Origin of the sequence: Pseudomonas bubulae, from assembly GCF_037023725.1 — a bacterium.
Lineage (GTDB): Bacteria > Pseudomonadota > Gammaproteobacteria > Pseudomonadales > Pseudomonadaceae > Aquipseudomonas > Aquipseudomonas bubulae.
Window position 1 is genome coordinate 1,967,127 of the sequence record NZ_CP146077.1, and the last position, 23,336, is coordinate 1,990,462.

Consider the following 23,336-nt stretch of genomic DNA (forward strand, 5'->3'; position numbering starts at 1 on the left):
TTTACGATGCGTAACGATGCCCGCGACGACTTTGACAATGTGCCGACCCTTCGCGCCGATACCGATGACCATGACGAACCGGCGTCCAGCTTTGGTGCCCGTGAGCGCACTACGGTGTATTCGCGCAATACCCCGGTGATCAAGGTCAAGGGTCCGAGTACCGGGCCTTTGTGGGCCATGATCTGCGCCTTGCTGGTGGCCGTTGGCGGGCTGGGCTGGTGGAGCTTCCAGCAGATTTCGCTGATGGAGCAGCAGTTGGTGGCCACCCAGGAGAGCTTTGCCCGTATCAGCGAAGAGGCAGCCGGGCGCCTGCAGGCCATATCCGGCAAGGTGGTTGCCAGTGAATCGACAATCAACAATGGCAGCGAAGCCTTGAAGTTGCAGATCAAGCAGCTAGAAGAACAGCTGCTTGAGCAGAGCAAGCGTCAGCAAGGGCTGGTGGCGGGGCAGCAGGGGGATCTGGATCAGCGCTTTGAGCAAATCAATGCCGCGATGTTGATGCAAGTGACTGCCCAGAAAGAAAGCCAGGCCAGGCTCGAAGCCGATATCAAGAGTCTGGGTACTGAACTGGCCACGCTCAAGGCAGGTGTCGCCCAACAGGCCACGGATGTGGCGGCCTTGAAGAAACAGGGCAACCCGGGCGCGGCGGTGGAGCGCCTGGAGCAGGATATGATCGTGCTCAAAAGCGAACTTGAGAACCGTCCGGCACCAGCTCAAGGTGCCAATGCTGCCGAGTTCGATGTGTTCCGTGCCCAGATGACGCGCAACATCAACACCCTGCAAAGCCAGATGCAGAACCTGCAGAAGCAGATCAGCGCTCGACCTTGAGCCTGTGCTGAGGGTTTGCCCCTCACCCCGGCCCTCTCCCGCAGGGAGAGGGGGCTGATGTGTGGCGTCAGTCATACCTGCATGTGCCTGTCGGCGGATTTCCGCTTATTGCAACGCTGAAAATCAGCGGATTCCCGCCTACCCATCTCCCGCAAGCCATGTAAACCGTGGTCTCAAGCGTTGGCACAAGTTCTGCTATAGCCCAGCAAGCTCGCGTTTTGACGCGCTATAAAAAAACAATGAAAGAAGGATCCATTCAATGGATAACTCCAGCACCCTGCCTGCCGGGGCCGTGTCTGCGGCGCCTAAAGAAAAGACCACCTCCAGCCGTATCAAATCGATTTTCAGCGGTTCCGTCGGCAATATGGTCGAGTGGTACGACTGGTACGTTTACGCCGCGTTTTCGCTGTACTTCGCCAAGGCCTTCTTCCCCAAGGGCGACACCACCGCACAACTGCTCAACACCGCCGCGATCTTCGCCGTGGGCTTTTTGATGCGCCCGATCGGCGGCTGGCTAATGGGCCTGTACGCGGATCGCAAAGGCCGCAAGGCCGCGCTGATGGCTTCGGTCCTGTTGATGTGCTTCGGTTCGCTGGTAATTGCCCTGTCGCCGGGATACGAAACCATCGGCGTGTGGGCGCCTGTCCTGCTGGTCTTCGCCCGCTTGCTGCAGGGCCTGTCGGTGGGTGGCGAATACGGTACCTCGGCCACTTACCTGAGTGAAATGGCGACCAAGGAACGTCGCGGTTTCTTCTCGAGCTTCCAGTATGTAACCCTGATCTCGGGGCAGCTTATCGCTTTGGGCGTGCTGATCGTGCTGCAACAGACCCTCACCGAAGAGCAACTGTACAGCTGGGGCTGGCGCGTACCGTTCGTGATCGGCGCCCTGTGTGCCGTGGTCGCGCTGTATCTGCGTCGAGGCATGGAAGAAACCGAGTCGTTCAAAAAAACCAGGGTCAAGCCTAAAGAAAGCGCCATGCGCACCCTGCTGCGCCACCCCAAAGAGCTGATGACCGTAGTTGGCCTGACCATGGGCGGCACGCTGGCGTTCTACACCTACACCACCTATATGCAGAAGTACCTGGTGAACACGGTGGGCATGAGCATCTCGGATTCCACCACCATCTCGGCCGCCACGCTGTTTCTGTTCATGTGCATTCAGCCGCTGGTGGGCGCGCTTTCCGACAAGATCGGCCGTCGTCCGATCCTGATCGCCTTCGGTGTACTGGGTACCCTGTTTACCGTACCGATCCTGACCACTCTGCACACCATTACCACCTGGTGGGGTGCGTTCTTCCTGATCATGGCCGCGCTGATTATTGTCAGTGGCTACACCTCGATCAACGCCGTGGTGAAAGCGGAACTGTTTCCCACGGAAATTCGCGCACTGGGTGTTGGTTTGCCTTACGCACTGACCGTGTCGATCTTCGGCGGTACAGCTGAATATATCGCTCTGTGGTTCAAGAGTGCAGGTATGGAAACCGGTTACTACTGGTACGTGACAGCTTGTATTGCCTGCTCGCTGGCGGTGTACGCCACCATGAAAGACACCCGCAAGCACTCGCGCATCGAGACTGACTGATCGCGCAGTAACACTCGTGGGAGCGAGCCTGCTCGCGAATAAACTTCGCGAGCAGGCTCGCTCCCACCATACCGGTTTACGGTCAGGACAGCTCAGCCACCCCAGGCTGGGTTTGTTTGTTTTTCAGATACGCCGCCCCGGCGATCATGGCCACCAATATCCCCGCCAATACCAGCGAAGAGCCGATGGTGCCGAAGTCCAGCCCACCCTTGTCCAGGGGTTTGGTCAGAAAGTCGCCCAGGGTTGCGCCAAACGGGCGTGTCAGCACGAATGCGATCCAGAACAGCAGCACCGACGAAATTTTGCTGAAGTAACGTGCCAGTACCACGACCCCGATGGTCGCCCCGATAAACAGTGCGCCGCCAGCAAAGCCCAGCCCCGAATCATCCGCCAGGTAGTCACCCAAGGCGGTTCCCAGGGTGTTGGAGAACAGAATCGCCATCCAGTAGAACATCTCGCCACGCCGGCTCTGCACCTGGCTGACATTGAGTGACTCGCCGCTCCATTTCCATAACGCGAATATCGCGATCAGCATCGACACCAGAATCAGCGAGCCAGTGGCATAGCCCAGGCCCAGCGTGCGATCCATAAAGTCCGACAGGGTGGTGCCGGCCGTGCTGGTGGACAGAATAACCAGCCAATACAGCACGGGGTTGTAGGTTTTGGAGAACAGCTGAGTCAATAAGGTCAGCACGAACACGCTGATCAGGATCATCGAGCTGATGGCATAGCCCACATTGAGAGTCATCGACAGCAAGTCGCCGGCGGTTTCGCCCAAGGTTGTGGCGCAAATTTTCATCACCCAAAACGCCAGGGTGATCTGAGGAAGTTTGTTCATTCGGTCAAAGCTCCAGTTTTCGAGGGGTGCAAAGCCGTTTTGATATCGGCTTTTTTGCCGGCTGAAGACTGGTGCTCGCGCAGCAAAAAATGGGTAATGGACTGATGAAAGCCTGTCTGTGAGTGCGATTTATTTGAATTAATAGTCAGTTAATTCTGTTAGCCCACTATCAATCTCAGCAACACCTCTATGGCCGGCAGAACATGTGTGCCGCCCCACAGGGAGCCGGACAGCGTCAGAAGCCTGGCTTTGCGTCGGCGTACACATCGAATTAATCGATTCTTTAGCGCTATTTTTTGCGCTTTTTAATCGAATTAATCGGCGTAGTCTTAAACCCATACCCACTGAACACCCCAAACACGAAACAAGGAGCTTTATCATGAAAACCAAACTTATCCTCGCTGCTGCTTTTTCTGCCCTGGCCTTCAACGCTTTTGCCGCCGATGGTTTCGATAAAACCCATTCGTCGAGCTTTGCTGAAGATGGCTACAGCCGTACAGGTTCTGCTGCAGTTGCTGCTGACGGTTATGACCGCACAGGTTCGGCTACGTTTGCAGAGGACGGCTACGACAAAACCGGCTCGGCCATCTTTGCAGAAGACGGTTTCAGCCGTACCAAATCGGACACCTTCGCTGCTGATGGCTACGATCGCACTCACGGCGCCCATTTCAGCTAACACCTGAACCAGGCACTCCAGCCCGGCCTTGGCCGGGCTTAGTCGTTTTTGGGGGTAAGACAGTGGAGATCCAATCCTTAGCAGCCTCGTTCCTACGGCAGTTGCTACAAAACCTCGCAAGCTTTTGTAATCCCGGCAAATGCCTTGCACTATAGGCCCTCTATCTCAGCCGTTTGCGGACACTTCCCATGCATGACGATATCCATTTCTATGAACCTTCCCAGGGCCACGGCCTGCCCCATGATCCGTTCAATGCCATAGTCGGCCCGCGACCTATCGGCTGGATTTCGTCACAGGATGCCCAGGGCCGTCTGAACCTTGCGCCTTACAGTTTTTTCAACGCGTTCAACTACATCCCGCCGATCATCGGGTTTTGCAGTGTGGGCCGCAAAGACAGTCTCAATAACATTGAACAAACCGGCGAGTTTGTCTGGAACCTCGCCACCCGGCCGCTGGCCGAAGCCATGAACCAGAGCTGTGCCATGGTTGGGCCCGAGGTCAATGAGTTCGAGCTGGCCGGGCTGAGCACCGTACCGTCACGGGTGATCAGCGTGCCACGGGTGGCCGAGACGCCGGTGACGTTCGAATGCAAGGTCACCCAGATCATTCAGTTGCAACGGGCAGACAAGGAGCTGGTGCCGAGCTGGCTGATTCTGGGGGAGGTGGTGGCGGTGCATATTGCCAGGCACCTGCTCAAGGACGGGATTTACGATACCGCGGCCGCCGAACCGATCCTGCGTGGTGGCGGCCCGGCGGACTACTTCCAGCTGGGCCCTGAAGCACTGTTCAAAATGCATCGCCCACGCTGATTACCAAACCAGTTCGGCGTCATCAGTGACGCCTTGCAGGGCTTCAAGTTGCTCGGCCGCGGCGGCATCGGCGGCGGTCGCAGTCTTGAAGGTGTGCTCGGTGAGAATTTTGTGAAAGCGCGGCGCTCCACCTTCGTACAAGGCTTTGACCGCAATCGCTGCGTGATAAACGCCGGGCTCAACCGGAACTACAGCTGATACCGCTTCAAACTGTGCAAATTCTTTACGCGCCATGCTTCAACTCCCGGCCTATGGAAAAACCGGCATTCTACCTGTTCAGCCCGCCCACATCGCTGAAGGTCTGAAAATCGAGACTGTCCACCACTTGCTGGTGCACCAGCGCGCCGTATATTTCCATAAGCGATGAATTGAAATACGCGAGCATCGAGGGTTCATCCTGCCAGTAGCCCGCCACCTGCCACAGCTGCGGGTCGTTATCACAATGCTGCAAGGCAAAGTGCAGGCAGCCGGGGGTCTGGAGCGTCGGTTCGATCAACTGGCTCAGGCAAGCCTCGACCCGGGCCGAACACCCTGCGCGGGCGCGAACCAGTGTCAAATGACTGACGGCATTAAGCTGGGGCATGCAGGCCTCCACAAAGCAAAGTGGTGTTGGGGGGAGGTTCAAAGCTTAGGGGCCGGCCCCTGTACGCCGTTAGTCGATTCCTGCCCCAGGCTTGCACGATTCTGCAAAAGCGCACCGAACCGCTGCCTCATGGCATCATCGGGCAAAGGGCCAGTTCATCAGGGTTTCGAGCAAGGTCAAGCGTCTGTAACGGCTTGGGCAGGCCTGTTCCTTCAGGCAATGACAGGATCAGGCAAGACAACGACAGAAATCAGCTACCCCTTGGCCTTGCACAAACTTAAGCTGTGCCTGCCCTGTTGCTTTGATGAGGATGCAACCCATGTCACTGCTGGAACCGCCGCGACCCGCGCTCGAGCCCGCGCTTGAAAAACAGCGCGTGGAACTGGCTGACCTGATTTTTCGCCATGCCCCGCAAGACGGTTCGTTCACCACCGGTGTCGACGCGCTGTTTGTGTCGCGCCACAGTCATCCCAGCGATTTCGCTCCCAGCCTGCCAAAACCCGCGCTGTGCATCATGGCCCAGGGGCGCAAGGAGGTGCGTCTGGCGGACGAGTACTTTGCCTACGACCCGCTCAATTATCTGGTGGTGTCCGTGTCGATGCCGATCAGTGGCCGGGTGCTGGAAATCTCCCCCGAACACCCGGTACTGGCCTTGCGTCTGGATATCGATCCGGTGGAAATCACCACGTTGATCAGCGATGCCGGCCCCCTGGGCGTGCCGTCGCGACCCACCGGGCGCGGGCTGTATGTTGAGCCTATAGACCAGCCAATGCTCGACGCAGTCTTGCGTCTGACACGTCTGCTCGACACACCCAAAGACATTGCCATGCTGGCGCCATTGATTCGCCGTGAGATTCTGTATCGGTTGTTGCGCAGCCCCCAGGGCTATCGCTTGTATGAAATCGCCAGCCAGAACAGCCAGAACCATCGCGTCAGCCGAGCTATTTCCTGGCTTAACGGCAACTTTGAGCAGCCGCTTCGTATCGACAGCCTGGCGCGCGAAGCCAATCTCAGCGTGTCGACCTTGCACCACAGGTTCAAGGCCATGACCGCCATGAGCCCGTTGCAGTACCAAAAGCAGCTGCGTCTCAACGAAGCCCGGCGACTGATGCTCAGCGAGGGGCTCGATGCCTCGGCGGCGGGTTACCGTGTGGGTTACGAAAGCCCGTCGCAGTTCAGCCGCGAGTACAGCCGCCAGTTTGGCGCGCCCCCGGTTCGAGACCTGGCGCGCCTGCGCATGAGCCTATAGCGCCAGCAATTCTTGCCAGCGCGCCTCGTCGATTTCAATCACGCTTGGCCCCAGGCGGTCGGCGGCACTGGCCAGGGCGGCGCGCAATTGCGCCTCGCCCTCGACCACCTGCGCGGCGCAGCCCAGCGCCTTGGCCACAGCGATAAAGTCCGGGGTGTAGATATCGACCCCCACGGGTTCGATGGCGCGATTGAGCATGTATTTTTTGATCTCACCATAGCCCTGGTTATTCCACAGCAGTACGATGATCGGGGTTTGCGCTTCCACTGCGCTGGCCAGTTCGGCGAGGGTAAATTGCAGTCCGCCATCACCTATCAGGCACAGCACCGGGCCACCCGTTTTGCCATTGGCCCGCCGCCCCAGCCAGGCCCCCACTGCCGCGGGCAGGGCGTAGCCGAGGGTGCCGTAGCCGGTCGAGGAGTTAAACCAGCGCCGTGGCTGCTCGGGGTTAAACGTCAGGTTGCCGGTGTACACCGGCTGAGTCGAATCGCCGACGCACACGGCATCCGGTAGAACATCGAAAACCGCCTGCAAAAAACGCGTCTGGGCGCGGGTCGGGGCATCCCATTCGGTGGCCAACTGCGTCTGCAGACGGCTGACCCGCACAGCGCCCCACTGCGGATCCCGTGCTGGCAACTGCGCAAGACTTGCCACTAATGCCTCGCTCGCCAGGTTGGCATCGGCCACCAGCGCCAGGGTCGGCGGGTAATTGCGTACGGTCTGGTCCGGGTCGATATCAATACGCAGCAACGCGCCCGGGATCTCGAAGCCGCCAGCAAAAGTCACATCGTAATCGGTCTCGGCCAACTCGGTGCCGATCGCCAGCACCACATCCGCTTCGGCCACCAGCGCGCGGGTGGCGACCAGGGTTTGGGTCGAGCCGATCAACAGCGGGTGAGAGGAGGGCAGTATGCCCTTGGCGTTGATGGTCAGGGCCACCGGCGCGCCCAGTCGCTCGGCCAGTTGCAACAGGGCTGGCGCTGCATCGATGGCGCCGCCACCCGCCAGAATCAGCGGGTGTTTGGCCTGGGCCAGAAGCTGGCCCATCTGTTCAATGGCAGCAGGCGCGGCGCCGGGGCGGGCAATGCTCACCGGTTGGCTGGCGAGCAGGGCGTCGGCATTCTCCACCAGCACGTCCAGAGGTATTTCAATATGCACCGGCCGCGGTCGGCCGGCCTGAAACAGGGCAAAGGCCCGGGCCAGTACGCCTGGTAGTTCCGTCGCCGACATCAGCGTATGGGAAAACGCCGCCACCCCGGCCACCAGCGCGCTCTGGTTCGGTAGCTCGTGCAGCTTGCCGCGCCCGCCGCCCAGTTGGCTGCGCGACTGCACACTGGAAATCACCAGCATCGGGATCGAGTCGCCATAGGCCTGGCCCATTGCGGTGGTGATATTGGTCATTCCCGGCCCGGTGATGATAAAACACACCCCCGGTTTGCCGCTGGTGCGTGCATAGCCGTCGGCCATAAAGCCAGCACCCTGCTCATGACGCGGGGTGATGTGGTTGATCGTCGAACCGGCCAGCCCTCGATACAGCTCAACGGTATGCACTCCCGGAATGCCGAACACCTGTTCGACCCCGTACGCCTCCAGCAACTTGACCAATACTTCGCCGCACGTCGCCATGTGTCCTGTTCCTTTTTTGTTCTGGAAAAGACCATTGAAACGGCCGGCTGTGGTACGCACAACGCAAACGTGCTCATACTAGCCATGTCCTGGACTCATGGCTGACCATTGATGAAACGCCTTCCACCACTTCCTGCGCTGCATACGTTTTTGATCACGGCCCAGTGCTGCAACTTCACCCGTGCCGGCGAACAGTTGCATATCACCCAAGGGGCGGTGAGCCGACAAATTGCCGGGCTGGAAGAGCATCTGGGTTACCCGCTGTTCCACCGCCAGGCCCGTGGCCTGAGCCTGACCGAGCAGGGCCAGGCGCTGTACCCGCGTATCGAACAGGTATTCGACCTGATTGGCGAGGCCGTGGAATACGCCAGCATTCGCCGTACCCCGCTGCAGATCAAGGCACCCACCTGCATGCTGCGCTGGCTGCTACCCAAATTGCTGCATTGGCAAACATTGCGCCCGGATGTGCCGGTGGAACTGACCAGTAGTGTGCAGCACGGTGTGGATTTTCGCCGTGAGGCGTTTGATGCGGCAGTGGTGTACAGCCCGCAGCCAGGGCCCAAGCGACAGGGCAGGCACCTGTTTGACGAACAACTGACCCCGGTGTGTGCCCCGCAGCTGCTGGAGGGTCGCGATGCCATCAACCAGCTGGGCGATCTGACGCAGCACACCCTGCTACATCCCAGCCGAGACCAGCAGGACTGGACCCAGTGGCTGAATGCGGCGGGGGGCGAGGTGTCGGCGATCCGCAAGAGCCAGTACTTCGACACCCTGGACCTGGCCATGACCGTTGCCGCCCAGGGCAACGGTGTTGCGATAGGCGACTGGTCATTGATTGGCGACGACCTCAAGGCAGGCCGACTGGCCATGCCTTTCGATTTCAAAGTGCATACCGGCGCCGCCTACCTGCTGGTGTGCTCACCACGCCACGAGGCGTCGGCGCCGTTGCGCGAGTTGCTGGACTGGCTGGTGGAGCAGACGCGCTGCACGGATTAACCCTGTATCGATACAGCCCATTCTCCTGGTGCGGAAAAAATCGCTGTAACAGTTTAAAGGGGGTATTTCTTGAGTAAATGGGGTAAAAACAGTCAATAAAGCCCCATTTAATCCTTTGGATTACCCTATTTAAGGACGTTTATGCACTCGCTCACCGTCGAACATCTGACCCAACTTCGCTTTGACGGCCTGCAGCTTTCAACCCTGAGGGCGCTGGGCGAGTACAGGGGCAAGCAAAAGCTGTTTGTCGCCCAATCGGCAGAAGCGCTCGCAGATCTCAAGCAGCAGGCAGTAATTGAGTCCGCAGAATCATCCAGCCGTCTGGAGGGCGTAATCGTTTCGCCCAGCCGCCTGAAATCCTTGATGATCAAAAATGCCCAGCCTAAAAGTCGCTCCGAGCAGGAAGTTGCCGGCTATCGGGATGCGCTGTCGCTGATACACGAAGCCTGCGATGCCATGCCTTTCTCGGAAGGCACGGTACGCCAGTTACATACGATTCTTTATCGATACTTGCCACAAGAGGGAGGCAGCTGGAAATCAACCAACAACGACATCATCGAGCGTCATCCTGATGGCAGTCTCAGGGTGAGATTCACACCCACTCCCGCTCATCTGACGCCGATGGCCATGAGTGATCTGCTAAGCCGCTATTACAGCGCAAATCAGCAAAAACTTGCCGATCCACTGGTTTTGGTTCCGTTGTGTGTTTTGGACTTTTTGTGTATCCACCCCTTTGCAGATGGCAACGGTCGCGTTGCACGCCTGCTGACTCTCTTGCTGCTCTATCAGTTTGATTACGTCGTAGGCCGTTTCATCAGCCTTGAGCGGATTTTTGAAGACAGCAAGGAGAGCTATTACGAAACCCTGGAGGCCAGCTCTGTTAATTGGCATTCAGGCACTCACGATGCAGGGCCTTGGCTCAATTACTTTTGGGGCGCGCTGATCAAAGCCTATAAAGAGTTTGAAGCGCGGGTTGGAACCATCGAGAAAAAGTACGGTAACAAGAGCAGCCGCGTTCGCATAGCCGTACTGAACCGTTCACTGCCTTTTTCAATCAGCGAGATTGAGCAGGCATGCCCCGGTACGAGCCGAGACACGGTGCGCCTGGTGTTACGCGCTTTGAAATCCGAAGGTTTGATTGAGTCCACCGGCAAGGGGCGAAGCGCGAAATGGCGCAATCGCCCCGTACCCTGAAACTTAATACCCCACCGTAAAGCGCTGGCGGGAATGCTTGGGCTGTTCGACCTCATCGAGCATGGCGATGGCAAAGTCGGCGAAGCTGATCCAGCTTTTGCCTTCGCTGTTGATCAGCAGGCGGTCGCTGCCCAGACGGAACTTGCCCGTGCGTTCGCCTTCGACAAATTCGGCCGAGGGTGACAGGAAGCTCCAGTCCAGGTCTTTTTCGCCGCGCAAGGTGTCGAGGTAGACGCCGCCCGCCGTGGCTTCAGGCCGGTATTCGTCGGGGAAGCCCGGGCTGTCGATGACTTTGGTGTCACCCGGCAGCATCAGTGAGCCTGCACCGCCCACAAACAGCAGGCGTTTGACCCCGGCTTTTTTTACCGGCTCGATAATGGCCGAGGCCGGCAGGGTCGAGAAATGCGCGGCGCTGAGCACCGCATCATGGCCAGCAACGGCGTCCTGCAAGGCCTGGGCGTTGTTGACATCGACATCCTTGACCACCACCCCCGCACGCTCACCCAGTTTTTTCGAGGCATTGCGGGCAATGGCCGTGACGCTGTGACCACGACGCAGGGCTTCTTCCAGCAGTTGGCTGCCGGCACGACCGGTAGCCCCGATGATTGCGATTTTGCTCATGATATTCTCCAGTGAGTAGGTAGTAGCGTTCACCACTGCATTTCGCCTTTGGCCACCTTGGCACTCAGTTCCAGCGAAGATTCTTCGCCCAGGTCCGGGTAGCGTTTTTTCATGGCCGCTATCAATTCGCCCGAGTTGCGGGCCTTGAGCGCCTCTTCGTCAAACGCCTTGATGTAGTCGCGGGTGAAGTACACCGCTTTCAACGAGCGGTCGCTGTCACCCAGGTAATGGCCCGGTACCACGATTTTCGGTTGCAGGCTGTCGATACGTTTAAGGGTGGCCAGCCATTGCTTGTGCGATTGCGGTGTCTGGGTGTCGGCCATCCATACGTGCAGGTTGTCGGCCACTACCACTCCGCCCACCACCGCCTTGATGGAAGGGATCCATACAAAGGTGCGGTCCGGTTGACGTCCGCTCAGGCCGACGATATCCAGTTCACGCCCTTCAAGGTCCAGGGTGTTGCCCTTGAGCACCTGCGGCACGATCAACTGTTGCGGCATATCGGCCCCCATCTGCGGGCCCCAGAACGCCAGCTTGGCGTCTTTGGTCTGGTTGATATGCTCAACCACCGGCCCCGGGGCCACCACCTTGGCGTCAGGGAACGCCTGGGTCAGGGTCTCCAGGCCGAAGTAGTAGTCCGGGTCGCCGTGGCTGATATAGATGGTGGTCAGGTGTTTGCCGCTGGCGCGAATCTTGTCGACCACCTGGCGGGCCTGGGCCTTGCCAAATTGGGCATCGACCAGGATGGCGTCCTTGTCACCACTGATCAGCACCGAAGAAACCGGGAAAATCGCCGCTGCACCGGGGTTGTACACGTCAAGGGTCAAAGGCGCCGGGGCCGCCGCCGCATGGGCTGCAAAACCCAGCATTGCAGCGCTGAGGGCAAAACGGCGAAGGGTGGAAAATCCGCTCATGGGTGATTCCTGAATCAGTGGCCAGGGTTGGCGATGGACAGAGCTTAGTTGCCCGATCGCGAACTAAAAATGCGATGCTTGAACATAGTTTGTTTCAGATATCGGGCAGATCATGGATCGTCTTATTGCAATGCGGGTGTTTGTCACCGTCGTCGACCTCGGTAGCCAGTCTGCGGCAGCCGACCACCTGGATCTGTCGCGCCCCGTGGTGTCGCGTTACCTGGCCGAACTTGAAGAGTGGGTGGGCGCACGCCTGATGCACCGCACCACGCGCAAGCTGAGTCTGACGGCAGCGGGCAATGAAACCCTGCCGCGCTGCCGGCAGTTGCTGGAACTGGCCGACGACATGCAGGCCGCGGTGGATGTGCCCAGTGATGCGCCGCGGGGGCTGTTGCGGATCAGCGTCAGCACCTCGTTCGGCCAGGCGCAATTGGCGGCGGCAGTCACCGACTACGTACGGCTTTACCCCCAGGTCAGCATCGACCTGCAGATGCTCGATCGTACCGTGAACCTGGTGGATGAACGCATCGACCTGGCAATTCGTACCAGCAATGACCTGGATCCGAGCCTGATTGCCCGCAAGCTGACCGTTTGTCGCTCGGTGCTGTGCGCATCCCCGGCCTATTTACGCCAACACTCGGCGCCGCAGCAGGTCGATGACCTTAGTGGGCACAACTGCCTGACCCATTCCTACTACGGCAAGAGCATGTGGCATTTCACCTGCGAGGGTGAGGAGGTGTCGGTACCGGTGCAGGGCAATATCAGCGCCAATGAAGCCAGCACCCTGTTGAGTGCCACACTGGCTGGCGCGGGAATTTCGCTGCTGCCCAGCTATCAGGCCGGGGTGTTTGTACAGCGCGGTGAGCTGGTGCGTCTGTTGCCCGAAGCAGAACCGCGCCTGATGAACATCTACGCGGTGTACGCCTCACGTAAACATATGCCGGCCACGCTGCGCAGCATGCTCGACTTCCTCGCCGAGCGCTTTACCGACGAACCGGTGTGGGATAAATATCTATAGATACGCTGTTGCAGATCAAGCCCTATTGTGGGAACGAGCCTGCTCGCTCCCACAAGTGCAGTTTTCCCTCGCTGCAGCGGCTACAGGAATTATATGTCTAGTCCATTTGAAGGATGAAATCGGGCACGACCACTCGTACAACTGGCATGGCAAGAACCTGTGTCTGAACTAGCCTCAAAGCTGTGACGTCAAGGGAGCCAATGCCATGACTACCAAAACAAAAACAACATGTATGACTGTTTTTATCGTTTTCGCTGCCGCTGTCCTGTTTGCAAGCGCTTGCTACCGCGCCGAGCAAACCCGCCAGGCAGCCGGATTGATCGCCAGTTGCAATGGCGCGCACTGCAATGCCATGTTCAGCGCTCTGAGGTAGGATGCCCCGGAGTGTCAGGGCGGGCTGATTATGTCAGTCCGCCCGGTTCGAAAAGTACTGGGTGATGTCCCACTCAGGCGTCGGAAAAACCGCGCAAAGTACGCCGGATCTGCAAAACCCAGTCTATCAGCCACTTCGCTGATGGTCATCGGTGTATAAATCAAATGACGCTTGGCCTCCAATAACAACCGCTGGTGAATGATCTGCAACGCCGACTGTTCCGCCAGCTCGCGGCAGATGCTGTTCAAGTGCGCCACTGAAATCCCCACCTGATGTGCCAACTGCTCAACACTGGGCTGCTGGCGAAACTGCGCCTCGACCCGTTGATTGAACAGGCCCAGATACTCGTGCCCCCGTGGTAGCAACTGTCGCGCCTCACGCCGCTGGAGCACCTGGCGTGCCACCCACACCAACAGCACGCTGACCAGCGACTGCAGCAGCATTTCGCGGGCAGGGCGTACGCTGTCGTATTCGCTTTGCAGCTCACTGAACAGGTTGTTGAGGTAATCACTGTCCTTGCCTGCGGGGTAACTGGCGACCCGCTGCAACAGACTGATGTTGTCGCCCAGCTGGGCTTGCAACTGCGCCACCAACGGCGCGGCCAGGGTCAGGACAAAGCCTTCTACGTTGGGCGAAAACTCAAACCCGTGCACGCACAAAGGCGGGATAACCTGAACCGCCGATTGCTCCAGGATATGGCGCTGCCCCTCGACCTCAACCTGCGCCCGACCCTGGTGGACATAGAGCAACTGGCACAGGTCGGCGTGCCTGTGCGGGCGGATCTCCCAATCGTGGACGCGGCTGCGCAGCGATATGGTTTCGCAGTGCAGCAGATCGGGGCCAAGTCGGTCTTGCTGCTCGCCATAAAGCTTGAACACCGGGACTGAAGGAATCATTGGCGTCGTACCTGTTGTCGTATCGTCGGCCGATAATCGCACTGATTGGCGAAAAGTACCGGTAATCCCAGGGTTATCACCTTCAATTGCTGCTCTCGCAAGCGAAAAATACAGGCACTAACCTATAAGAATCTACTCACCCCTTGGGGTCGAGTCTGCGAGAGACAACAATAATGAGAACTCAAGTCGCTATTATCGGTGCCGGTCCTTCAGGGCTGCTGCTTGGCCAACTGCTGCACAACGCCGGGATTGATAACGTCATTATCGAGCGCCAGACCGGCGAATATGTCCTCGGGCGGATTCGCGCCGGGGTGCTGGAGCAGGGCATGGTCGACCTGTTGCGCCAGGCCGGTGTCAGCCAGCGCATGGACGCCGAAGGGTTGGTGCATGCGGGCTTTGAGCTGGCGCTGGATGATCGCCAGGTGCATATCGACCTCAAGGGCCTGACCGGCGGCAAGACCGTGATGGTCTATGGCCAGACCGAAGTCACCCGCGACCTGATGGACGCTCGCGAGGCCGTCGGCGCACAAACCCATTACAGCGCCAGCAACGTCCAGCCCCACGATATGAAAACCGATACACCTTATGTCACCTTCGATAAAGAGGGCGAAAGCTGGCGCCTGGACTGCGATTACATTGCGGGCTGCGATGGTTTTCACGGGGTGGCGCGCCAGTCGATTCCGAGTGATGTACTGAAAATTTTCGAACGGGTGTATCCCTTCGGCTGGCTCGGTGTATTGGCCGACACTCCACCGGTCAATGACGAACTGGTGTATGCCCGCCACGAGCGCGGTTTTGCCCTGTGCAGTCAGCGCTCGGCCAGCCGTAGCCGTTATTACCTGCAGGTTCCTGCTGGGGAGAAGGTCGAGGACTGGTCCGACCAGCGCTTCTGGGACGAGCTGAAAACCCGCCTGCCCACGGCTCTGGCCGAACGCCTGGTGACCGGGCCTTCCCTCGAGAAAAGTATCGCGCCGCTACGCAGTTTTGTCGTTGAGCCGATGCAGTACGGGCGCCTGTTTCTGCTGGGGGATGCCGCTCATATCGTGCCGCCGACCGGGGCCAAGGGTTTGAACCTGGCGGCCAGCGATGTCAGCACCCTGTTCACTATGTTGTGCAAGGTCTACACCGAGGGCCGCACCGACTTGCTGGAGCGCTATTCCGAGGTGTGCCTGCGGCGTATCTGGAAGGCCGAGCGCTTCTCGTGGTGGATGACCTCGATGTTGCACCGTTTTCCGGACAGCGACGGCTTCAGCCAGCGCATTACTGACAGCGAGCTGGCGTATTTCGTCGACTCCGAGGCAGGCCGCACCACCATTGCAGAAAATTACGTCGGGCTCCCTTACGAAGCTATCGAATAGGATCCTATCGAGTACACTGAGGGCCATCCGATACAAGCTTCGCCTACAGGTGTTCACGTGACCAGTCTGAACCAGCCTCCCCAGGCCAAACCGGCCATTCGCAGCATTTTGATTGCCCTGATGCTGGCGATTTTTCTGGGGGCGCTGGATCAGACCATCGTCGCCGTCTCCATGCCCGCCATTTCCGCCCAGTTCAAGGATGTCAGCCAGCTGGCGTGGGTGATTTCCGGCTATATGGTGGCCATGACCGTGGCGGTGCCGATCTACGGCAAGCTCGGTGACCTGTACGGGCGCCGCCGCCTGATGCTGTTCGGCATGGGCCTGTTTACCCTGGCTTCGCTGTTTTGCGGGCTGGCACAGAACATGGAGCAGTTGGTGCTGGCGCGGATCATTCAGGGCATTGGCGCCGGCGGGATGATTTCTGTCAGCCAGGCGATCATCGGCGATATCGTCCCGCCCCGTGAACGCGGCCGCTACCAGGGGTACTTCAGCAGCATGTATGCCCTGGCCAGCGTTGCCGGGCCGGTGCTGGGCGGTTATATGACCGAGTACCTGTCATGGCGCTGGGTATTCCTGATCAACCTGCCGCTGGGGCTGGCGGCCTGGTGGATCTCTCACCGTACCCTGGTCGGCCTGCCGGTGCCGCAGCGCAAACCCGTGATTGACTACCTGGGCACTATGTTGATGATCCTGGGCCTGACTTCACTGCTGCTGAGCATCACCTTTATCGGTCAGGGCCAAAGCTGGCGTGACCAGCAGGTGGCAGGCTTTCTAGGGGTGGCGCTGATTGCCCTGGCGCTGTTTGTCTGGCATGAACGACGCACGCCAGAGCCGCTGCTGCCCATGCACCTGTTTGCCAACCGCAATGCAGTGCTGTGCTGGTGCACGGTATTTTTCACCAGTTTTCAGGCTATTTCGCTGATTGTGCTGATGCCGCTGCGCTATCAGAGCATCACTGGCGCCGGTGCCGACAGCGCGGCCCTGCACCTGTTGCCGCTGGCCATCGGGTTGCCGATGGGGGCTTATTTTGCCGGTCGCATGACTTCGGTAACCGGGCGCTACAAACCGATGATCTTGAGCGGGGCGGCGCTGATGCCCCTGTCCATTTTGGGCATGGCATTCAGCCCGCCAGGCGCCGAGTTGTTGAGCGGGGTGTTTATGCTGTTCAGCGGGATAGCTTCCGGCATGCAGTTCCCGACGTCACTGGTGGGCGCGCAGAACTCGGTGCAACAGCATGATATTGGCGTGGCGACCAGCACCACCAACCTGTTTCGTGCCCTGGGCGGGGCGATGGGGGTGGCCTTGATGTCGGCCCTGCTGCTGGCATTGCTGCATGACTCGTTACCGGTACCGGTCATGGGCCAGCCGCTGATTGGCGAAGGCAGCTCGGGCAATGTACTGCTCGACAGTCTGAGCGCGGTTCAGGGGCCGGCGCTGCAAAGCCTGAGAGCAGAACTGCTGCTGACCTTCCGTCATCTGTTGAGCATCAGTGCGGCAGTGTCATTGCTGGGGCTGGCGGCGGCGCTGGCGATGCCCGACCAGGTACTGCGCGGGCGTGAGGACAAGGCGCGCTAGGGCTGAACAAAAGCCCCGCGTCCCTCTCCCGAAAGGCCAGGGGGGTGGTTTATTCGGCACTTAAAAATGCTTCACGCGCCAACCCGTGGCGTTGCATTTTCTCATTCAGGGTACGTCGCGGCAGCTGCAGCTCATTGAGCACTGCCTTGATATCACCTTTATGCCGGGTCAGCGCCGCGCGCAGGCACTGCGCCTCGAAGGCTTCCTGTTGCGCCACCAGTGATTGCCCCGCGTCGGTGTCGGGCAATTGCGGCTCGCCCAAACCCAGCACATCCCGCTCGGCTACGTTGGCCAGCTCGCGCACATTGCCTGGCCAGGCATGGCTGAGCAGACGCGACAGCTGCGGGCCGCTCAGCACTTGTGCACTGCGCCCCAGGCGTTCAGCGGCATTGCGTGAAAAGGCGTCGTACAACAAGGGAATATCCTCGCGCCGCTCACGCAGCGGCGCCAGGCGTAATTCGGCCACGGTCAGGCGATAGGCCAGGTCTTCACGAAAGCGTCCGGCGCGAGCTTCGTCGAGCAGGTCGGGTTTGGTGGCGGCAACCACCCGCAAGTTCACGTTGATGCTCTGGTTGGAGCCCAGACGCTCGAGTTTTTGCTCCTGCAGCACTCGCAGCAGTTTGGCTTGCTGGGCCAGTGGCATGCTTTCGATTTCATCCAGAAACAAGGTGCCACCATCGGCGTACTCCAGCTTGCCGATGCGCTTGCCCTGGGCGCCGGTAAAGGCGCCGCTTTCATGGCCGAACAATTCGGCTTCAAACAGTTGCTCGGGGATTGCCGAGCAGTTGAGGGCCACAAAGGGCTTGTCGGCACGTGGGCCAAAATCATGCAGGCAGCGGGCGACCAGCTCCTTGCCGCTGCCGGTCTCGCCGCGAATCAACACATTGACGGGCAGAGGCGCCAGTTCCAGGACCTGACGGCGCAAGGTCTGCAAGCTGCGCGATACCCCAAGCAGGCGCCCGTCGATCTGCTCACGCAGGTCTGCCTGCTCATGCAAGCGGCGGTTTTCCAGTACCAGTTGGCGCTTTTCCAGCGCGCGGCGCAGGCTGCTGAGCAGGGCTTCGGGGCTGAAGGGCTTTTCCAGAAAGTCGTAGGCGCCATCACGCATGGCTTCTACTGCCATGGGTACATCGCCATGGCCGGTCAGCAAGATCACCGGCAAATCCGCGTCCAGTTGCTGCAACCGGGTCAGCAGGGCCAGGCCGCCCATACCCGGCATGCGCACATCGCTGACAATCACTCCGGCAAAATGCGCAGGCAACCGGTGCAGACAGTCTTCGGCGTTGTTGAAAAGCTGCACGTCAAAGCCGCTCAAGCTCAACCACTGTTCGACGGCATTGCGAATACTGGCCTCATCATCGACCACGATCACCGAGTTGAGCATGTCTCAAGATTCCTGTGCGATGGGCAGTGTCAGCGTGAATTGCGCGCCATCAACGTGATTGCAAGCAGTCAGGCGACCACCGATTTCATGAACAATGGCGTATGACACCGCCAGGCCCAAGCCTAATCCATCGCCCACGGGTTTGGTGGTGAAGAACGGGTCGAAAATTTTACCCAAATATTCATCGGCAATTCCGCCGCCGCTGTCAGTGACGGTCAGGCGCCACAGTTGCTGGTCGGCTTCGATACGGATCTCAAGGTGTTTACGCGGTTTGTCGCCCATGGCGTCCAGGGCATTGCGCAGCAGGTTGATCAGTACCTGCTCCAGGCGAATTGCGTCGCCACGCACCCAGGCCGGACGCTGCAGATTGACGCGCAAGTCGATCTGTTCGTCCTTCAGGCGCGGCTCCAGCAGTTGCAGGGACTGATCCACCACATTAGCCAGATCCAGTTTTTCACGCAGGCCGCTGGGGCTTTGCCTGGCGTAGGTTTTCAGGTGGCCGGTGAGGGCGGCCATACGTGTGAGCATCTGCTCCAGGGGTTCCAGGGCTTTGTAGGCGTCATCGATACGACCGTGATCGAGCAACAGGCGCAAGGTCGCCAGCTGCATGCGCTGGGCGGTGAGGGGCTGGTTGATTTCATGGGCCAGCGCCGCTGACATTTGCCCCAGCGCCGCCAGTTTGGCGGATTGCACCAGGCCATCCTGGGCGGTGCGCAGATCCCGGGTACGGGCCTCGACCAGTTGTTCAAGTTCTGCCCGATTGCGCTGGCGCAAACGGGCGAGCCGCCAGCGCTGGAGTAAAAACAGCCCCAGAAATACCAGCGTCAGCCACAGGCCGATTGCCGCCAGGGCGGCATTGCGGCTGTCTTCGGCCGGTATTGCCGGGCGACGCAGCAAGTGCAGCGTCCAGCCCTCGATGTTCAGGGGTTGCGAGCCCCACAGGTAGTCAGCCTGGCCCTGCGGGCCATTGACGCGGCTCATGTAGCTGTTGTCACCAAAACTGTGCAAGGTCTGCGAGGTCATCAGCGTTAGCGGTTGCTTGTCGTATTGTCGCGTCACGCTGATGGCGCTGCGGTCGCGGTCGTTCAGCTCGCGCAGGTGGCGATAGCGCCAGCCGGGCTGATTGGCAATAAATACAATGTCCCGGTTGTCACTGACCAGCAGCGTGTCGCTGCCGTGGCTCCACTCGCGCTCCAGTTCCGGAAACTCCAGTTTGACCACCATGGCGCCCAGAAACCGGCCGTCAGCACCCTGTACCGCGCTGGACATAAAGTAACCCGGTATGCCGCTGGTTACGCCCACGGCATAAAAGCTGCCGGTACCCTGGCTGCGTGTCTGGCTGAAATACGGGCGGAACGCGTAGTTGTGACCGACGTAACTATTGGACGTGTTCCAGTTGCTGGCGGCTACTGCCAGGCCGGTGCTGTCGAGCAACTCCAGTGTCGAAGATTGTGCTGCACCGTTGATACGTTCCAGCTTGCGGTTGAGCAGCGCCTGCACCTGCGGCGTCATGGGGTGCGCCAGTGCGTCCGACAACTCCGGGTCCAGTGCCAGTACGGCTGGCAGGGCGCGATAGCGTTCGATCACCGTGTACAGCGAATTGGCATACAGGCTCAATTGTTCAGGCCCGCGCCTGGCGCTCTCTTCCAGTGCGTGCTGTTTGGCCTGACGCATCGCCCAGCCGCCAGCCAGAATGGCTCCGGCCAGGATCAACAGGCAATACAGCGCCAGACGCAGGGCGCGAGACGTCACAGGCATGGTGGCAAACCGTTTGAACAGGGGCGCGCACGATAGCATGGCGGGCGTATCCCGCGGCCACAGGGCAACGGGGTCAGGCTTTTATCGCCACCACGCTGAGCAGTTGCCCGTCCAGCAGGCAAAACTGCGCATCCAGCTCACTGCCATGTTGCCACTCAGGTGACAAGTCGGTGAGCAGACGCAGGCGTACATGCCCTTGGGGGGTCCAGTTCAACACTTCGGCGTGTTCAAAGTAGAAGCGTTTTTGCACCAGCGGGTATAGCGCCTTGAACAGGCTTTCCTTGACCGAAAACGTCAAGGTGACCAGCAGCGCAATCTGATCTGCAGGCCCGGCGGCCATACGCACAAGCTCATCGGGAGTAAGGATTTCCTTGGCCAGGCGCCTGGCGCGTTCGAGACTGAGCAGGGTTTCCAGGTCGATACCCAGGGCCTGCCAGTCACGTTTAAAGGCTACCAGTGCCCCGGCGCGGCCGTTGCTGTGGGTGATGGCGCCGCTGATATGGTCTGGCCACACGGGCGCGCGGTCTTCACCCAGGCCGGGAGCCACGCAAGTGCCATCCAGTTGCCGCAGCGCTGCGCGGGCGCACAGGCGCCCGGCCAGAAATTCGGCTTGGCGTTTGGCCACTGAGCGTTGAATACTCGCAGGCATATCGATTGCACTGCGGGCAAAGTCGTCGTCTTCAAGCTGTGCCGGGATAAAGTCTGTGCTCAGCCACACACTGGCGGGCAGGACCTCTGGCAAGGGCCAGTCGTCACGCAATGGCGTGCAGCAGGCAGGCAGGGCGGGGAGTCGGTTCATGCCGGGCATTGTGCCGGGGCTTGGCCCGGCTGTGCAATTGTTCAGAGTATGTTCAGGGCACACAACTTACTGTGTGGCTAGGCTGTATGGGACACACGTCCTTCGAGACGCGGATTGGCTTGGGAGAGCGCGATGAAATTGCTGGTGGTTGAAGATGAGGCGTTGCTGCGCCATCACTTGCAAACCCGTCTGACAGAAAGTGGCCATGTGGTCGAAGCGGTGGCCAATGCCGAAGAGGCGCTGTACCAGACCGAACAGTTCAATCATGACCTGGCGATGATTGACCTGGGTTTGCCGGGGCTCGGTGGCCTGGAACTGATTCGCCAGTTGCGTGCCCGGGGCAAGACGTTTCCGATCCTGATTCTCACCGCCCGTGGCAATTGGCAGGACAAGGTCGAAGGGCTGGCAGCGGGCGCTGACGACTATGTGGTCAAGCCCTTTCAGTTCGAAGAGCTGGATGCGCGGCTCAATGCCTTGCTGCGCCGCTCCAGTGGCTTTACCCAGCCGACGATAGTGGCGGGGGCGCTGGTGCTGGACATCAACCGCAAGCAGGCGGTGCTCGACGGCGAGCCGCTGGCGCTGACCGCTTATGAATACCGGATTCTTGAATACCTGATGCGCCATCACCAGCAAGTGGTGGCCAAGGACCGACTGATGGAACAGCTGTACCCGGATGACGAGGAGCGTGATCCGAATGTGATCGAGGTGCTGGTCGGGCGCCTGCGACGCAAGCTGGAGGGGGCAAACGGCTTTAAGCCAATCGATACGGTGCGCGGCCTGGGGTACTTGTTTACTGAGCGCTGCCGATGATTCGTTCGCTTCGCGTTCGATTGATGCTGGCGGCAACCCTGTTGGCCGTGTTGTTTATGCTGGCGCTGTTGCCGGCGATGCAGGGAGCGTTCAGTCTGGCGCTCAAGGACGCCATAGAGCAGCGCCTGGCGTCAGATGTCACCACGCTGATTTCAGCGGCAAAGATGGAAAAGAACCGCCTCAAGATGCCGGCGTTGCTGCCCGATGAGCAGTTCGATCTGCCGGACAGTCGCCTGCTGGGTTATATCTATGACCGCGACGGGCACCTGGTGTGGCGCTCGCGGGCCACTCAGGAAGAAACCATCAATTACCGGCCGCGCTATGACGGGCGCGGCAACGAGTTTGCAAGTATTCGCGAAGATAACGGCGAAGAGTTTTTTGTCTACGACGTTGAGGTCAAGTTGCTCGGTGGCAAAAGTGCTGCCTTCAGCTTTGTCGCCCTGCAACCGATGCGCGAATACAACCGCACACTGGAAGGCCTGCGGGAAAATCTTTATCTGGGGTTCGGCGCAGCTTTGATTGTGCTGCTGGCATTGCTATGGATTGGTCTGACGTGGGGGTTACGTGCCTTGCGACGTTTGAGTCAGGAACTGGATGAAATCGAAACCGGCGAGCGCGACAGCCTCAGCGAGCAGCACCCGCGTGAGCTGCTGCGCCTGACCGGCTCGTTGAACCGCTTGCTGCAAAGCGAGCGCGAACAGCGTTCGCGTTATCGCGATTCCCTTGATGATCTGGCCCACAGCCTGAAAACCCCGCTGGCAGTTTTGCAGGGTGTGAGCGAAAGCATGGCCCAGCGCCCAGCCGACCGTGAGCAGGCCTGGGTCCTGCAAAGCCAGATCGAGCGCATGAACCAGCAAATCGGCTATCAGTTGCAGCGTGCCAGCTTGCGCAAGAGTGGTCTGGTACGTCACCAGGTCGAACTGCTGCCGGTGGTACAGAGCTTGTGCAATACGCTGGACAAGGTCTATCGCGACAAGGGGGTCAAGGTCAGCTATGACATCCCTGAGCTGAGCCATGTGCCGATTGAGCAGAATGCCTTGTTGGAATTACTGGGCAACTTGCTGGAAAACGCCTACAGGCTGTGCTTGAGCCAGGTACGTATCAGTCTGCACCGTAACGTTCACGGCATTGAGGTCTGCGTCGAAGATGACGGTCCTGGAGTGCCGCCGGATCAGCGTGCGCGCATCCTGCAGCGCGGCGAACGGCTTGACCGCCAGCATCCGGGGCAGGGCATTGGTCTGGCGGTGGTCAAGGACATCATTGAAAGCTATGACGCCACCTTGACCCTGGAAGATTCCTCGTTGGGCGGCGCGGCGTTCAGGATTTATTTCCCGGCGGGCTAATCGACGAACCCTGGTAGCTGCTACGGGAGTACGTGGGGTTCAGGCGGATATCCGCCACCTTCTGCGTTTCAACACGCCCAATGGGCGGAATCCCGCCAAACCCTGA

General features: G+C 59.6%; 22 protein-coding genes. 12 read left to right on the forward strand and 10 right to left on the reverse strand.

Annotated elements, in window-relative coordinates:
- The first annotated feature begins 6 nt into the window (after positions 1 to 6).
- Together V6L81_RS09130 and V6L81_RS09135 are read left to right on the forward strand one after the other, a co-directional pair.
- A complete protein-coding gene (locus V6L81_RS09130; RefSeq protein WP_095019405.1) occupies positions 7 to 828 on the forward strand; it encodes an ATPase in 822 nt (273 codons plus the stop codon).
- 259 nt (positions 829 to 1,087) lie between these two features.
- Positions 1,088 to 2,410, forward strand: coding sequence for an MFS transporter (locus V6L81_RS09135; protein ID WP_095003039.1), 1,323 nt, complete (start codon positions 1,088 to 1,090; stop codon positions 2,408 to 2,410).
- A gap of 82 nt (positions 2,411 to 2,492) precedes the next feature.
- On the opposite strand, the gene V6L81_RS09140 is transcribed toward V6L81_RS09135, so the two are convergent.
- Positions 2,493 to 3,248, reverse strand: a complete 756-nt coding sequence (locus tag V6L81_RS09140; protein WP_095019407.1) for a hypothetical protein — start codon at positions 3,246 to 3,248, stop codon at positions 2,493 to 2,495.
- Between the two features lie 379 nt (positions 3,249 to 3,627).
- Between V6L81_RS09140 and V6L81_RS09145 the strand changes: the two genes are divergently transcribed.
- On the forward strand, positions 3,628 to 3,924 hold the full coding sequence (locus tag V6L81_RS09145; protein ID WP_095019408.1) for a hypothetical protein: 297 nt from the start codon (positions 3,628 to 3,630) through the stop codon (positions 3,922 to 3,924).
- A gap of 188 nt (positions 3,925 to 4,112) precedes the next feature.
- On the forward strand, positions 4,113 to 4,733 hold the full coding sequence (locus tag V6L81_RS09150; RefSeq protein ID WP_338660626.1) for a flavin reductase family protein: 621 nt from the start codon (positions 4,113 to 4,115) through the stop codon (positions 4,731 to 4,733).
- On the opposite strand, the gene V6L81_RS09155 is transcribed toward V6L81_RS09150, so the two are convergent.
- On the reverse strand, positions 4,734 to 4,967 hold the full coding sequence (locus V6L81_RS09155) for a hypothetical protein (protein ID WP_095003042.1): 234 nt from the start codon (positions 4,965 to 4,967) through the stop codon (positions 4,734 to 4,736). It abuts the gene before it with no gap.
- Positions 4,968 to 5,001: 34 nt separating this feature from the next.
- Entirely contained in the window at positions 5,002 to 5,316 is a 315-nt protein-coding gene (locus tag V6L81_RS09160; protein ID WP_095003043.1) for a putative quinol monooxygenase, read from the reverse strand.
- 319 nt (positions 5,317 to 5,635) lie between these two features.
- On the opposite strand from V6L81_RS09160, the gene V6L81_RS09165 reads away from it, so the two are divergent.
- On the forward strand, positions 5,636 to 6,565 hold the full coding sequence (locus V6L81_RS09165) for an AraC family transcriptional regulator (protein WP_095003044.1): 930 nt from the start codon (positions 5,636 to 5,638) through the stop codon (positions 6,563 to 6,565).
- Here V6L81_RS09165 and V6L81_RS09170 read toward each other — a convergent pair.
- Entirely contained in the window at positions 6,560 to 8,191 is a 1,632-nt protein-coding gene (locus tag V6L81_RS09170) for a 5-guanidino-2-oxopentanoate decarboxylase (protein ID WP_315265942.1), read from the reverse strand. The two genes, V6L81_RS09165 and V6L81_RS09170, sit on opposite strands and share 6 nt — an antisense overlap.
- A 111-nt stretch (positions 8,192 to 8,302) precedes the next feature.
- Here V6L81_RS09170 and V6L81_RS09175 point away from each other — a divergent pair, with 111 nt between their 5' ends.
- A complete protein-coding gene (locus V6L81_RS09175) occupies positions 8,303 to 9,187 on the forward strand; it encodes a LysR substrate-binding domain-containing protein (protein ID WP_095025568.1) in 885 nt (294 codons plus the stop codon).
- A gap of 141 nt (positions 9,188 to 9,328) precedes the next feature.
- Positions 9,329 to 10,381 (forward strand): Fic family protein, encoded by a 1,053-nt coding sequence (locus V6L81_RS09180; protein WP_095003047.1) that lies wholly within the window; start codon positions 9,329 to 9,331, stop codon positions 10,379 to 10,381.
- A 3-nt stretch (positions 10,382 to 10,384) separates the two neighbouring features.
- Here the strand turns inward: V6L81_RS09180 and V6L81_RS09185 are convergent, their stop codons facing one another.
- Both V6L81_RS09185 and V6L81_RS09190 read right to left on the reverse strand, forming a co-directional pair.
- The gene (locus tag V6L81_RS09185; RefSeq protein WP_338660627.1) at positions 10,385 to 11,002 is read right to left on the reverse strand and encodes an NAD(P)-dependent oxidoreductase; all 618 of its coding nucleotides are present in this window, start codon (positions 11,000 to 11,002) and stop codon (positions 10,385 to 10,387) included.
- A 29-nt stretch (positions 11,003 to 11,031) separates the two neighbouring features.
- Positions 11,032 to 11,916, reverse strand: a complete 885-nt coding sequence (locus tag V6L81_RS09190) for an MBL fold metallo-hydrolase (RefSeq protein ID WP_130871929.1) — start codon at positions 11,914 to 11,916, stop codon at positions 11,032 to 11,034.
- 112 nt (positions 11,917 to 12,028) lie between these two features.
- On the opposite strand from V6L81_RS09190, the gene V6L81_RS09195 reads away from it, so the two are divergent.
- Positions 12,029 to 12,934, forward strand: a complete 906-nt coding sequence (locus tag V6L81_RS09195) for a LysR family transcriptional regulator (protein WP_095003050.1) — start codon at positions 12,029 to 12,031, stop codon at positions 12,932 to 12,934.
- Positions 12,935 to 13,321: 387 nt separating this feature from the next.
- Here the strand turns inward: V6L81_RS09195 and V6L81_RS09200 are convergent, their stop codons facing one another.
- The gene (locus V6L81_RS09200; RefSeq protein WP_338660628.1) at positions 13,322 to 14,203 is read right to left on the reverse strand and encodes a helix-turn-helix domain-containing protein; all 882 of its coding nucleotides are present in this window, start codon (positions 14,201 to 14,203) and stop codon (positions 13,322 to 13,324) included.
- Positions 14,204 to 14,376: 173 nt separating this feature from the next.
- On the opposite strand from V6L81_RS09200, the gene pobA reads away from it, so the two are divergent.
- Together pobA and V6L81_RS09210 are read left to right on the forward strand one after the other, a co-directional pair.
- Entirely contained in the window at positions 14,377 to 15,561 is a 1,185-nt protein-coding gene (pobA, locus tag V6L81_RS09205; protein WP_095025570.1) for a 4-hydroxybenzoate 3-monooxygenase, read from the forward strand.
- Positions 15,562 to 15,618: 57 nt separating this feature from the next.
- Entirely contained in the window at positions 15,619 to 17,136 is a 1,518-nt protein-coding gene (locus V6L81_RS09210; protein WP_095003053.1) for an MDR family MFS transporter, read from the forward strand.
- A 49-nt stretch (positions 17,137 to 17,185) separates the two neighbouring features.
- Here V6L81_RS09210 and V6L81_RS09215 read toward each other — a convergent pair whose 3' ends face one another.
- The 3 genes from V6L81_RS09215 to V6L81_RS09225 form a co-directional block, all read right to left on the reverse strand.
- Positions 17,186 to 18,520: a sigma-54 dependent transcriptional regulator gene (locus V6L81_RS09215; RefSeq protein WP_095019414.1), complete on the reverse strand. Its 1,335-nt coding sequence runs from the start codon at positions 18,518 to 18,520 to the stop codon at positions 17,186 to 17,188.
- A gap of 3 nt (positions 18,521 to 18,523) precedes the next feature.
- Entirely contained in the window at positions 18,524 to 20,278 is a 1,755-nt protein-coding gene (locus V6L81_RS09220) for an ATP-binding protein (protein WP_338660629.1), read from the reverse strand.
- A gap of 73 nt (positions 20,279 to 20,351) precedes the next feature.
- Positions 20,352 to 21,077: a 4'-phosphopantetheinyl transferase gene (locus V6L81_RS09225; RefSeq protein ID WP_095003055.1), complete on the reverse strand. Its 726-nt coding sequence runs from the start codon at positions 21,075 to 21,077 to the stop codon at positions 20,352 to 20,354.
- Positions 21,078 to 21,209: 132 nt separating this feature from the next.
- On the opposite strand from V6L81_RS09225, the gene V6L81_RS09230 reads away from it, so the two are divergent.
- Positions 21,210 to 21,887: a response regulator gene (locus tag V6L81_RS09230; RefSeq protein ID WP_016779832.1), complete on the forward strand. Its 678-nt coding sequence runs from the start codon at positions 21,210 to 21,212 to the stop codon at positions 21,885 to 21,887.
- A complete protein-coding gene (locus V6L81_RS09235; RefSeq protein WP_095019415.1) occupies positions 21,884 to 23,230 on the forward strand; it encodes an ATP-binding protein in 1,347 nt (448 codons plus the stop codon). The genes V6L81_RS09230 and V6L81_RS09235 overlap by 4 nt, the downstream gene beginning before the upstream one ends.
- The last annotated feature ends 106 nt before the right edge of the window (positions 23,231 to 23,336 follow it).

Coding starts and splice junctions, on each gene's coding strand:
- V6L81_RS09130 (WP_095019405.1), top strand. CDS start 7: ATGCGTAACGATGCCCGCGACGACTTTGACAATGTGCCGACCCTTCGC.
- V6L81_RS09135 (WP_095003039.1), top strand. CDS start 1,088: ATGGATAACTCCAGCACCCTGCCTGCCGGGGCCGTGTCTGCGGCGCCT.
- V6L81_RS09140 (WP_095019407.1), bottom strand. CDS start 3,248: ATGAACAAACTTCCTCAGATCACCCTGGCGTTTTGGGTGATGAAAATT.
- V6L81_RS09145 (WP_095019408.1), top strand. CDS start 3,628: ATGAAAACCAAACTTATCCTCGCTGCTGCTTTTTCTGCCCTGGCCTTC.
- V6L81_RS09150 (WP_338660626.1), top strand. CDS start 4,113: ATGCATGACGATATCCATTTCTATGAACCTTCCCAGGGCCACGGCCTG.
- V6L81_RS09155 (WP_095003042.1), bottom strand. CDS start 4,967: ATGGCGCGTAAAGAATTTGCACAGTTTGAAGCGGTATCAGCTGTAGTT.
- V6L81_RS09160 (WP_095003043.1), bottom strand. CDS start 5,316: ATGCCCCAGCTTAATGCCGTCAGTCATTTGACACTGGTTCGCGCCCGC.
- V6L81_RS09165 (WP_095003044.1), top strand. CDS start 5,636: ATGTCACTGCTGGAACCGCCGCGACCCGCGCTCGAGCCCGCGCTTGAA.
- V6L81_RS09170 (WP_315265942.1), bottom strand. CDS start 8,191: ATGGCGACGTGCGGCGAAGTATTGGTCAAGTTGCTGGAGGCGTACGGG.
- V6L81_RS09175 (WP_095025568.1), top strand. CDS start 8,303: ATGAAACGCCTTCCACCACTTCCTGCGCTGCATACGTTTTTGATCACG.
- V6L81_RS09180 (WP_095003047.1), top strand. CDS start 9,329: ATGCACTCGCTCACCGTCGAACATCTGACCCAACTTCGCTTTGACGGC.
- V6L81_RS09185 (WP_338660627.1), bottom strand. CDS start 11,002: ATGAGCAAAATCGCAATCATCGGGGCTACCGGTCGTGCCGGCAGCCAA.
- V6L81_RS09190 (WP_130871929.1), bottom strand. CDS start 11,916: ATGAGCGGATTTTCCACCCTTCGCCGTTTTGCCCTCAGCGCTGCAATG.
- V6L81_RS09195 (WP_095003050.1), top strand. CDS start 12,029: ATGGATCGTCTTATTGCAATGCGGGTGTTTGTCACCGTCGTCGACCTC.
- V6L81_RS09200 (WP_338660628.1), bottom strand. CDS start 14,203: ATGATTCCTTCAGTCCCGGTGTTCAAGCTTTATGGCGAGCAGCAAGAC.
- pobA (WP_095025570.1), top strand. CDS start 14,377: ATGAGAACTCAAGTCGCTATTATCGGTGCCGGTCCTTCAGGGCTGCTG.
- V6L81_RS09215 (WP_095019414.1), bottom strand. CDS start 18,520: ATGCTCAACTCGGTGATCGTGGTCGATGATGAGGCCAGTATTCGCAAT.
- V6L81_RS09220 (WP_338660629.1), bottom strand. CDS start 20,278: ATGCCTGTGACGTCTCGCGCCCTGCGTCTGGCGCTGTATTGCCTGTTG.
- V6L81_RS09225 (WP_095003055.1), bottom strand. CDS start 21,077: ATGAACCGACTCCCCGCCCTGCCTGCCTGCTGCACGCCATTGCGTGAC.
- V6L81_RS09230 (WP_016779832.1), top strand. CDS start 21,210: ATGAAATTGCTGGTGGTTGAAGATGAGGCGTTGCTGCGCCATCACTTG.
- V6L81_RS09235 (WP_095019415.1), top strand. CDS start 21,884: ATGATTCGTTCGCTTCGCGTTCGATTGATGCTGGCGGCAACCCTGTTG.